The 12,488-nt window shown below is 27.8% G+C and carries 10 protein-coding genes; all 10 read left to right on the top strand.

Annotated elements, in window-relative coordinates:
• The first annotated feature begins 237 nt into the window (after positions 1-237).
• The 10 genes from RGC78_RS05905 (at position 238) to RGC78_RS05860 (ending at position 12,411) form a co-directional block, all read left to right on the top strand.
• Entirely contained in the window at positions 238-1,101 is an 864-nt protein-coding gene (locus RGC78_RS05905) for a DHH family phosphoesterase (RefSeq protein WP_252212492.1), read from the top strand.
• 40 nt (positions 1,102-1,141) lie between these two features.
• Positions 1,142-1,660 (top strand): adenine phosphoribosyltransferase, encoded by a 519-nt coding sequence (locus RGC78_RS05900; protein ID WP_252212491.1) that lies wholly within the window; start codon positions 1,142-1,144, stop codon positions 1,658-1,660.
• Positions 1,661-1,766: 106 nt separating this feature from the next.
• Positions 1,767-3,953, top strand: coding sequence for a RelA/SpoT family protein (locus tag RGC78_RS05895; RefSeq protein WP_252212490.1), 2,187 nt, complete (start codon positions 1,767-1,769; stop codon positions 3,951-3,953).
• A gap of 11 nt (positions 3,954-3,964) precedes the next feature.
• Entirely contained in the window at positions 3,965-4,414 is a 450-nt protein-coding gene (dtd, locus tag RGC78_RS05890) for a D-aminoacyl-tRNA deacylase (protein WP_252212489.1), read from the top strand.
• A gap of 30 nt (positions 4,415-4,444) precedes the next feature.
• Positions 4,445-5,047 carry an MBL fold metallo-hydrolase gene (locus RGC78_RS05885; RefSeq protein ID WP_252212488.1) on the top strand — a complete coding sequence of 201 codons (603 nt, stop codon included), beginning with the start codon at positions 4,445-4,447 and terminating at the stop codon, positions 5,045-5,047.
• A 9-nt stretch (positions 5,048-5,056) separates the two neighbouring features.
• Entirely contained in the window at positions 5,057-6,478 is a 1,422-nt protein-coding gene (locus RGC78_RS05880; RefSeq protein ID WP_252225565.1) for a coproporphyrinogen III oxidase, read from the top strand.
• A 40-nt stretch (positions 6,479-6,518) separates the two neighbouring features.
• Positions 6,519-7,772 carry a histidine--tRNA ligase gene (gene hisS, locus RGC78_RS05875; protein WP_309556227.1) on the top strand — a complete coding sequence of 418 codons (1,254 nt, stop codon included), beginning with the start codon at positions 6,519-6,521 and terminating at the stop codon, positions 7,770-7,772.
• A gap of 225 nt (positions 7,773-7,997) precedes the next feature.
• Positions 7,998-9,797, top strand: coding sequence for an aspartate--tRNA ligase (gene aspS, locus RGC78_RS05870; RefSeq protein WP_309556226.1), 1,800 nt, complete (start codon positions 7,998-8,000; stop codon positions 9,795-9,797).
• 160 nt (positions 9,798-9,957) lie between these two features.
• A complete protein-coding gene (locus RGC78_RS05865) occupies positions 9,958-11,448 on the top strand; it encodes an MBOAT family O-acyltransferase (protein WP_309556225.1) in 1,491 nt (496 codons plus the stop codon).
• A 9-nt stretch (positions 11,449-11,457) separates the two neighbouring features.
• Complete coding sequence (locus RGC78_RS05860; protein WP_309556224.1) at positions 11,458-12,411, top strand: hypothetical protein; 954 nt, start codon at positions 11,458-11,460, stop codon at positions 12,409-12,411.
• The last annotated feature ends 77 nt before the right edge of the window (positions 12,412-12,488 follow it).

The raw sequence follows: 12,488 nt of genomic DNA, 5'->3' as shown, positions 1-12,488 counted from the left end.
TTTTGTGTCAGACAAGGAGGCAAGTTCAGTTAATAGTGTGAGCTGATCTATTAGCTGAATTTGCTAACGAGATATGACATAAAATAGACAATAATATCGGTATATTATTTTTGGGATGTGCCTAAACCTCCGTAGACAAAAATATGGAGGTTTATTAATTTTTTTATAAAATATTTGTAAAAATTCGTTTTATACATTATAATATAAATGTTTTCTAATTTTATGGAGGAGTAAGCAATGCGTAAGTTCTGGGAAAGTATTTATTGTCCAAATTATATTACTGGATATAACCCATTTATACTTAAAGGTATGAACAAAGCATTAGAGAGAGTAGTCTCTGCTGTGAATAATAGAAAGAAAATAATTGTTTATGGTACTTCGAATGTTGATGGTATTTGTGCCACTGCTTCTCTAATACTTGTATTAAAGTATTTAAACGCAGATGTTGAATATCTGATATATGATGAAGAAAATGGTGGAGATAAACTTAATTCTAAAGACATAAAGAATAATGTGGATTTTTTGGGTGCTGAACTGTTAATAACTTTAGGCTTAGGGTTAAAATCGCAAGAAGAAATAAATTTATGTAAAAAATTAGGTATAAATTTAATTGTTCTTGAAAATAAAGAGAGTAAGTTTATAGATGAATACATATACATTAATCCAAATCAAAAAGGCTGTCAATATAGGTATAAGGATTTATCTATAAGTGCTTTAACGTTTAAGTTAATGCAATCAATAGCTATATATTATAATATGAAAAGTATTAATAAATATTTGGATTTAATTCTTATGGGAGTAAAATTTACAGATACTCCAATAAAAGGGGAAAATGAGGTATTTATTAAAGAGGGAAACAAGTTTCTATTTAATACAAATAATAATGGGTTGAGATCGGTAATAGAGTTTAATAGCATAATGGAGTTTGATTGTCATGCAATGGATAGCATGATAGAATTTATTACGCCTACAATAGGACCTGTTGGAATTATGGACAATGCAAGAATAGTACTAGAATTGTTAACTACTGATGACAAAGATAGGGCAGATCAGATTGTTAAATATCTGTATAGTTCAAAGAAAAATGAGCTTTTAAAATAAAAGTTATTGAATCTAAAATAACATTTTTGGAGGAGTAAACATGGATTTAAAAGAAAAAATAAGAATAATTGACGGATTTCCTAAAGAAGGAATAAGCTTTAAAGATATAACTACATTAATAGGAGACGGTGAGGGACTAAAAGCTTCAATTGATATGTTTGTAGAATATTTAAAAGATAAAGATATTGATTTAATTGTTGGACCAGAAGCAAGAGGATTTATATTTGGTGTTCCAGTTGCATATGCATTAGGTGCAGGATTTGTTCCGGTTAGAAAGCCAGGTAAATTACCAGGAGAAACTATCTCTGTTAAGTATGATTTGGAATATGGTAGTGATTCACTTCAAATTCATAAGGATTCTATTAAAAAAGGTCAAAGAGTTGCTATTGTAGATGATTTATTAGCAACTGGCGGAACTGTAGAAGGTGTTGCTAAATTAGTTGAACAAGCTGGTGGAGAAGTAATTTCACTTGCATTTTTAATAGAATTAATAGATCTTAAAGGAAGAGATAAATTAGGTGAGTATGATGTAATATCATTAACTCAATATGACATTTAAATTTATTGAAAATACTGATAAAATAATATATAATTAGAAGAAAAGGCTGGTTACATAACCAGCCTTTGAATTTACAGAAATTTAGCAAAAGGAGAGAGCTATCCTTATGATTGATAAATTATTGAAAAAGATTCATACCAATTGTCATAATGTTGATGTAGAAATGATAAAAAAAGCATATTTCTTTGCAGAAGATGCACATAAGGAGCAAAAAAGGGAATCGGGAGAGCCATATATAATTCATCCAATAGATGTAGCAGAAATTCTTGCAGAACTTGGAATGGATACAAGTACAATTGCAGCTGGCTTACTTCATGATGTTATTGAGGATACAACATGTTCTTATGAGAGTATGAAAACTATTTTTAATGAAGAAATAGCAAATTTAGTTAATGGAGTAACTAAGCTTGGAAAAATACAATATAAAACAAAAGAAGAGCAGCAAGCTGATAATGTTAGAAAAATGTTACTTGCTATGGCTAAGGATATACGTGTAATAATTATAAAATTAGCAGATAGACTTCATAATATGAGAACACTTAAATTCATGCCAAAAGGAAAACAAAAATTAAAAGCAAAGGAAACATTAGATATTTATGCTCCTTTAGCTCATAGACTTGGTATGTCTAAAATAAAATGGGAACTTGAAGATCTCTCTTTTAGATATTTACATGAAGATGAATATTATCAATTAGTAGAGCAAATAGCAGAAAAAAGGGTAGAAAGAGAAACATACATAAACGAAGTGGTTTGCTATTTAAAAGAGAAATTAGATGAATCTGGAATAGACTCGGATATTGAAGGTAGACCAAAACATTTTTATAGCATCTATAAAAAAATGATAAATAAAAATAAGAGTATAGAACAAATTTTTGATCTAACAGCTATTAGAATATTGGTGAATTCAGTTAAAGATTGTTATGGAGTTTTGGGAATAGTTCATACAATATATAAGCCAATACCAGGTAGATTTAAAGATTATATAGCTATGCCAAAGCCTAATATGTATCAATCACTACATACAACAGTAATTGGAAATCAAGGGAAGACCTTTGAAATTCAAATAAGAACTTTTGAAATGCATAAAACAGCAGAATACGGAATTGCAGCCCATTGGAAATATAAAGAGGGCGACAAAAATGAAGAAGATAAAGTAAAAGATTTTGAGAAAAAGTTAGTATGGCTTAGAGATATGTTAGAATGGCAAAAAGAAACATCGGATGCAGAAGAATTTATAGAGGGTTTTAAAATAGATTTATTTTCTGATGAAGTTTTTGTTTTTACTCCAAAAGGTGTTGTAATAAATCTATGTGCAAAAGCAACTCCAATAGATTTTGCTTATAGAATACATACTGATATTGGACATAAATGTGTAGGAGCTAAGGTAAATGGAAGAATAGTTCCACTTGATTATACATTAAAAACTGGTGAAATAGTTGAGATACTTACATCATCTAATTCAAAAGGACCTAATATGGATTGGTTAAACATTGCTAAAAGTAATCAATCAAAAAGTAAAATAAAACAGTGGTTTAAAAAAGCTAAAAAAGAAGAAAATATATTAAAAGGTAAAGAACTTCTTGAAAAAGAACTAAAAAAACAAGGGGTTAATTTTATAGATATAGCTAAAGGTGAAAGCTATGATAGATTAATTAAAAGATATAACATTCATTTTATTGAGGATTTACATGTATTAATAGGCGTTGGAGGAATTTCTCCATCTTCTTTTGTTTCAAGACTGAAGGAAGAAAATGAACCACATAAAGATAAAGATAATCAAGATGTATTGAGTAAAACAATAGAAGAGCATATATTAAAAACTGAGAGAAAAAGATCAGTTGATAATTATGGTATTACGGTAAAAGGTGAAAGTAATCTTATGGTTAGATTTGCTAAGTGCTGTAATCCGGTTCCGGGAGATGAGATACTTGGATATATAACTAAAGGTAGAGGTGTCTCAGTTCATAGAACTGATTGTAGTAATTTAAAAAATCTAATTCAAACAGATGCAGATAAAGTTGTAGATGTAGCTTGGGGAATAGCTAAAGGTACTGCATATTTTGCGGAAATTCAAGTTAAGTCAGATGATAAAATGGGTATTTTAACTGATATAATGAGTGTTATAACTGATTTAAAATTAAATTTAAGTGCATTAAATGCAAATCCAGCAAAAGATGGGGTGGCATTTATAAATATAAAGATAAAAATTACTTCTATTGATGAATTGAAAAATCTTATGAAAAAAATAAAAGGTATAAAAGGTATACTAGATGTATATAGAATGAATAGTTAAGGAAGGGTAATATGAGAGCAGTAGTACAGAGGGTAACATCATCAAATGTTAAAGTTGATGGCAATATAGTAGGTTCAATAGGAAAAGGACTCAATGTATTGATAGGAATATCTAAAAGTGATACATTAGAGGATTTGAAATACATAAGAGATAAGGTTATTAATTTAAGAATTTTTGAAGATGAGAAAGAAAAAATGAATTTATCTTTATTAGATGTAAAAGGCGAGTTATTAATTATTTCTCAATTTACATTGTATGGAGATTGTAGAAAAGGCAGAAGACCTAACTTTATGGAAGCTAAAGGTGGAGAAGAGGCCAAAGAGCTTTATGAAGAATTTCTTAGTCTTTTAAAAGAATCAAATCTAAAAGTTGAAACGGGAGAATTTGGAGCAGATATGAAAGTTGAAATCAATAATGATGGCCCTGTAACAATAATTTTAGATAGTAGTAAAAACTTTTAAAATAAATTTTTATTTTAGGTGGTGTGTATATTGATTATAAAAACAATTCCAGCAGGAATGTATGAAGCAAATTGTTACTTAGTAATAGATGAGAACACAAAAGAATGTGGGATAATTGATCCAGGCGGAGATGCTGAAAGACTAAAAAGTATAATTGATTCTTTAAAGGTAGATGTAAAGTATATTTTATTAACACATGGACATATGGATCATGTAGGTGGAGTAGTTGAATTAAGTGAAGCTTTTAAAGTTCCATTTTATATAAATAAAATAGATGAAGAGTATATGGAAAAAGATAACTTTGTTTTTGGCACATTACCAAAGGCATCTGGGTACTTGCAAGAAGGTGATACAATAAAATTAGGTGATAAAGAATTTAAAGTTATTGAAACACCAGGCCATACAAAAGGTGGACTTTGTTTTTTCATTGAGGATAAATTATTTACTGGAGATACACTTTTCCAAGGCTCAATTGGAAGAACTGATTTTGCAGGTGGCAATTTTGAGGAAATTATAAAGAGTATAAAAGAAAAACTATTAATACTTGGAGATGATATAGAAGTCTATCCAGGACATGGACCAGTGTCTACAATAGGATATGAAAAAAGGAAAAATAGTTTTTTAATATACTAGGGAGAAGATATGGAAATTAAAATTAATTTAAATAACTTAAAGTATAGATATGATGTATACCAATTATTCAATATATATTTTCCTTTAAGTGAGATTAAGTTTTTAGATGACGAATACAATTATTCTTTTTATATTGATGATAAAATCATGAGATTTTCCCATGAGGAATATGTGAAAGAAGAATCTTTAGGAGATAATATAAAACAATCTCTTAGAAGGTTCGTTTTTTCTTGCTTAAAGGAAATAACAAAAGATGAATATCCATGGGGAATTTTAATAGGAATTAGACCATCTAAAATAGCATTAAAGCTAATACAAGAAGGCAAAAATGAAGAAGAAATCATGGATATATTTAAAAATGATTATTTAGCATATGAAGATAAAGCGAAAATATGTTTAGAAGTTGCTAAATCAGAAGAGAAGTTTGTAAATAAGAAACAAGATAAAATTTCTATTTATATAGGCATGGCTTTTTGTCCAACTAAATGTTTATATTGTTCATTTACATCTAATTCTATAGTTGGAAATAAAAAAATGGTTGAACCTTATTTAGAGGCTTTAATTAAAGAAATTAAAGGTATTAGTTCATATGTAAAAGAAAAGAATTTAGAAATAGAAACGGTTTATTTTGGTGGCGGAACACCAACTTCAGTAGATGATGAACAATTCAAATCTGTTATGACTGAAATATATAATGGATTTGTTAAAGAAAAAAACATTAAAGAATTTACTGTTGAATGTGGAAGGCCAGATACTATAACTTTAGATAAGTTGCAAACAATGAAAGAGTATGATGTTACTAGAATAAGTATAAATCCACAAACTATGAATGATGAGACATTAAAATTAATAGGTAGAAATCATACTGTAGATGATATAAAAGAAAAGTTTAAGATGGCAAGAGAACTTGGATTTGATGATATTAACATGGATATAATAATAGGATTACCAGGTGAAGGTCATGAAGAATTAATAAAAACTAGGGATGAATTAATAAAATTAAATCCTGATAGTATTACCGTTCATGGGCTTTGTTTAAAAAGAGGTTCTAGAATGTATGAAAACTTTATCTTGAAAAAGGGACTTGACATTCCGAAACAAGAAGAGATAATAAAAATGTATGAAGAAAGTAGGAATTTAGCAAAACATCTAGATATTTCACCATATTATATGTACAGACAAAAAAATATGATTGGAAATATGGAGAATGTAGGATATGCTAAAAAGGGCAAAGAATGTGTCTACAATATAGAAATGATTGAAGAAAAGCAAACAGTAATTGCTTTAGGGGCAGATGCTGTTAGTAAAATAATATTTCTAGATGAAGATAGAATTGAAAGATTTGCTAATCTAAAAGACATTAGAGAATATGTTAATAGAGTAGATGAAATGATTGATAAGAAGATAAAATTATTAAATACACTATATTAGATGAATTAATAATTTTATGTTTAAATAAGGAGGATGAATTATGGCAATGGAAATGCAAGCACCGAAAGGTACTAAAGACATGTTACCACAGGATGCTTATAAGTGGCATTATGTAGAAAATACATTTAGAGATATAGTAAAGGCTTATGGAATAAGAGAAATTAGGACACCTATGTTTGAGCATACAGAACTATTTTTAAGAGGGGTTGGAGATACTACTGATATAGTTCAAAAGGAAATGTATACTTTTAATGATAAAGGAAATAGAAGTGTAACTTTAAAGCCAGAAGGAACTGCACCAGCAGTTAGAGCTTTTATTGAAAATAGATTATTTAACGAAGCTCAACCTACAAAATTATTTTATATAACACCAACTTTCAGATATGAAAATGTTCAAAAGGGAAGACTTAGACAATTTCATCAATGTGGAATTGAAATATTTGGATCTAAAGAACCTACAATGGATGTTGAAGCAATAAAGGTCGCTATGGATACTTTAAGTAAATTAGGCTTAAAGAGCTTAAGTTTACATATTAATAATTTAGGATGTCCAACTTGTAGAGCTAAATATAATGAAGCATTAAAAAAATTCTTAGAAGAAAATTATGAAAATCTTTGCGACACATGTAAAAGTAGATTTGAAAAAAATCCTATGAGAATTTTAGATTGTAAGGAAAGAAAATGTCATGAAATTACAAAGAATGCTCCACAAATTTTAGATTATGTATGTGAAGAGTGTGAAACACATTTTAATAAAGTAAAAGAGCATTTAGATATTTTAGGAATTTCTTATGTAGTAGATCAAGGCATAGTAAGAGGTCTAGATTATTATACAAAGACAATTTTTGAAATAATAAATGATGATTTCACAGTATGTGGTGGTGGAAGATATGATAAACTTGTAGAAGAACTTGGTGGCCCTGAAATGCCAGCAGTAGGTTTTGCTATAGGTGAAGAAAGAATAATAATGACTCTTGAAAATGAAGGCATTGAGATCCCTAATGAAAATATGGTAGATTTATATATTGGAGCAAGAGGAGATGCAGAAAAAAAATATGCATTCAAGTTAGCTCATGATTTAAGAAGTTTAGGCGTTAAATGTGAAATTAATCATATGGGAAGAAGTATAAAAGCAGAAATGAAATATGCTAATAAAATTGGATCTAAATTCACTACTATATTAGGTGAAGATGAATTACAAAATAATCAAATTAATTTAAAGAGAATGGAAGATGGAGAAATATTTAATCTTTCATTAGATAATATAGAAGAAATACAAAAAATAGTTAAATAATTGCTATGTTTTGAAACTCTGATTATATTATAAGTGTCAATTAAGCATAAAATTACTTGATATTTATAATATATTCAGTTGCTTAGAATGTAGCCTAAATATAATATTTAATTAGATTCATAACAAATATATGCACAAAAATAAATATGTGCAAAAAGATTATATACAATATATAAATTATATTTAATGTATTGTATATTGGAAAAGTGTTAGGAGGAAATGAAAATGGGTGAAGCTTTAAATGGCTTAAAGCGTACGATGATGTGCGGCGAACCTAGAGAAGAACATGTAGGTCAAAAGATTACATTAATGGGATGGGTTCAAAGAAATAGAAAACTTGGAGGTCTTGATTTTATTGATTTAAGAGATAAAACAGGTATCATGCAAGTTGTTTTTGGTGAAGAAATAAATGTTGAAGCTTTTGAAAAGGCAAAAGGCGTTAGACCAGAATACTGTATTGCAGTAACTGGAGAAGTTGTAAAAAGAGAAAGTGTTAATGAAAACATGCCTACTGGTTTTGTTGAATTGAAATGTGAATCATTAAAGATTCTTTCTGAATCAGAAACACCACCAATATATATAAAAGAAAACTTAGATGCAGCTGAAAATATTAGATTAAAATATAGATATTTAGATTTAAGAAGACCAGATATGCATAGAATCTTTGAAATTAGAAGTAAAACTACGAAGTCTATTCGTGATTACTTAGAAAAAAATGATTTCTTAGATGTAGAAACTCCAATGCTTACAAAGAGTACTCCAGAAGGAGCTAGAGATTACTTAGTACCTTCAAGAAACTATCCAGGTATGTTTTATGCTCTTCCACAATCACCACAAATATTTAAACAATTATTAATGGTGTCTGGATTCGATAAATATTATCAAATAGTTAAATGTTTTAGAGATGAAGATTTAAGAGCTAATAGGCAACCAGAATTTACTCAAGTAGATATGGAATTAAGCTTTGTAGAACAAGATGATATAATGGCATTAAATGAAGGCTTAATAGCTCACGTATTTAAAGAAGTAGCTGGAGTAGATGTTAAACTTCCAATTAAGAGAATGACATTTAAAGATGCTATGGAAAAATACGGCTCAGATAAACCAGATTTAAGATTTGGTATGGAAATAACTAATATAACAGAAGACGTTAAAGATATGGATTTTGTTGTATTTAAATCTGCCATAGAAGCTGGTGGAAGTGTTAGAGCATTATGCCTAAAGGGTGGAGCTACACTAGGTAGAAAACCACTTGATAAGCTTGGAGAATTTGTTAAGACTTATAAAGCTAAGGGCCTTGCTTGGATCCAACTTAAAGAAGATGGTGTTAAATCTTCAATAGCTAAATTCCTAACTGACGATGTTACAAATTCAATTATAGAAACTATGGGAGCAGAAACTGGAGATGCTATTTTAATAGTAGCAGATAAAGAATCTGTAGTATTCCAAAGCTTAGGAGCTTTAAGATTAGAGCTTGCTAAACAATTTGAGTTAATAAAAGATAAAAATGAATTTAACTTCACATGGATTACTGAATTCCCACTATTTGAATATAGTGAAGAAGAGGAAAGATATACAGCTTGCCATCATCCATTTACAGCACCAATGGAAGAAGATTTAGAATTCCTTGAATCAGATCCTGGTAAAGTAAGATCTAAGGCATATGACTTAGTATTAAATGGTGAAGAATTAGGTGGAGGTTCTATAAGAATTCATGATATGGAACTTCAACAAAGAATGTTTAAAGCATTAGGATTTACTGAAGAACAAGCATGGGAAAGATTTGGATTCTTATTACAAGCATTTAAATTTGGTCCACCACCACATGGCGGTTTAGCATTTGGTCTTGATAGAATGATAATGTTCTTAGCTGGAACAGAAAACATCAAAGATGTTATTGCATTCCCTAAAAATCAAAATGCATATTGTTACTTAAGTGAAGCTCCAAATATAGCTGATGAAAAACAATTAACTGAGCTTGGAATTGGAATACTTCCAAAACAAGAAAAACAAGAACAAGAATAATAAAATTTAAAATAATAAAAAACAAAAGTCTATCATAATAAAAATAATTATTATGATAGGCTTTTTTATTGCAAATATAATTCAAAAACTTTGTTTATTAAGCTAGTATTAAGGAAAAAATAATAATATATAGAGATTAATAAAGCGAGGGATATAGAATATGTCATTTAATTCAATACACTTTTTAGTGTTTTTTCCTATAGTAACTATGTTATATTTTCTTATTCCATTTAAGATAAGATGGATATGGTTATTATTTTCTAGTTATTATTTTTACATGTGTTGGAATCCTAAATATGCAATTTTAATAGGATTATCAACTATAGTTACATATTTAAGTGGAATATTAATTGAAAGAACAAATAATACAGTAAAAGATGTAAAAAAAGCTAAAGATATAAAAAAGTTGTGGATTATATTAAGTTTTGTTATTAACCTAGGAATACTATTTTTATTTAAATATTATAATTTTTTTACAAACATTATAGTTAGATTAGGAACAACTATTGATTTTATAATTAAATTTCCGAATTTTGATGTACTCTTACCTGTTGGAATATCTTTTTATACTTTTCAAGCTTTAAGTTATACAGTAGATGTATATAGAGGGGATATTAAAGCAGAAAAAAATCTAGGTAAATATGCGTTGTTTGTATCGTTTTTTCCACAGTTAGTGGCAGGTCCTATAGAGAAATCTAAAAAATTACTTCCACAGTTTAACGAAGTGTATGAATTTGATTACTACAGAGTAAAAAATGGTCTTATAAAAATGCTATGGGGATTTTTTAAGAAAATATTTATTGCAGATAGATTGGCTATTTTAGTTAATACGGTTTATAATGCACCAAATGAGTATTTCGGATTTCAATTTATAATTGCAACTTTATTTTTTACTTTTGAAATATACTGTGATTTTTCATCTTATTCTGATATAGCAATAGGATCAGCGCAAGTAATGGGATTTGAACTTTCAGAAAATTTTAAGCAACCATATTTAGCAAAATCTATAAAAGACTTTTGGAAAAGGTGGCATATAACTTTAAGTTCATGGTTTAGAGATTATTTATATATACCATTAGGTGGGAATAGAAAAGGTAAATTTAGAACATATTTAAATATTATGAGTGTGTTTTTAGCAAGCGGATTATGGCATGGAGCATCACTGAATTTTGTAATATGGGGTACACTACATGGTATTTATCAAGTTATAGGTGACATAATTAAGCCTATAAAAAATAAAATAATACATAAATATAATATAAGAACAGATATATTCAGCTTTAAATTATCACAAATATTAATAACCTTTATACTGGTTAATTTTGCATGGATATTTTTTAGAGCTAATTCTTTTAGTGATATAAAGATAATATTAAATAACTTATTTGTATATAATCCTTGGGTATTAAGTGATCAAAGTTTATATAATTTAGGATTAAGTTCATATGAGTTTATTATGGCTATTATAGGAATAGTTATAGTAATATTTATGGATAATTTACAAGAAAAAGAGAATTTAATAGAAATTTTTTCTACGCAAAATTTTGTTTTTAGAGGGGCTATGTACATTTCTGTAATTATAATAATTTGCATATTCGGGGTTTATGGTTCAGGTTATAGTGCACAGCAATTTATATATTTTCAATTTTAGGAGGTTAATATGATTAAAAAGTTTTTAATAAAAGGATTTACACTGATTTTTATAATTGCTTTTATATTAAATATATTATCTCCAATATTTAAATATCCAGGGCATTTAGAAAAATTAACTGAAGGATTGTATAATAAAGAGAAACAGTATGAGGTATTATTACTTGGATCTAGTCATATGAATGGATCTATAGATCCTAAAGTTTTATATAATGAATGTGGTATAACTAGTTTTAATTATGCCACTGGAGGGCAACCCATAGACGTTACTTATTATTTATTAAAAGAAGCATTAAAGACACAAAAAAATGTTGATATAGTAATACTAGACTTATATTATTTAGGATTAGAAAATGAATATGGAGAAGAATCATATATTAGAAATGTTTTAGATAATATGAAATTTTCTTATAACAAGTTAGAAGCGATTTTTAATTGTACACCATCTAAAGACTATATATCATATATATTTCCTATTTTTAAGTATCACAATAGATGGGGAGAATTAACAGAGTACGATTATACAAAGTATAATATATCAGGCAACTCTGATATAAATGGGTTTGAGGCAGGAAGTGAAAAGTATGGATACGGTATAGAAGGTATACAAGAAAATGATATAATAGGAGAAATACCAGCTAAATCTAAAGAATATTTATATAAATTCATTGAACTATCAAAAGAAAAAGAATTTGAGCTTATATTTACAAATGCTCCTTATGATTATTCAAGCAATGATTTTGAAGGCTGGTACAAAGATGATGCTGCTATGTTTAATAAAGTATCTATTATAAGTAAAGAAAATAATATACCATTTATAAATTATTCTTTGTCAAAAAAAATGAGTGAAATTAATTTTGATTTTAAAGAAGATATGAATAACATAGGTCATACCAATATATGGGGAGCTGATAAAGTGAGTTTAGATTTAGCAAAATTTTTAAAAGAAAATTATAAATTATAAGAGTATAGATAATAAATAGAGATATTAGAAAGATTTTTAAATTGCTAATATCCCTATTAAAGTATATTGATTAATTT

The organism is Clostridium aquiflavi (assembly GCF_031344075.1).
In the GTDB taxonomy this organism is placed as follows: Bacteria; Bacillota; Clostridia; order Clostridiales; family Clostridiaceae; genus Clostridium; species Clostridium aquiflavi.
The sequence above is the reverse complement of the archived record's forward strand: the minus strand, read 5'-3'. Positions and strand labels throughout refer to the sequence as shown.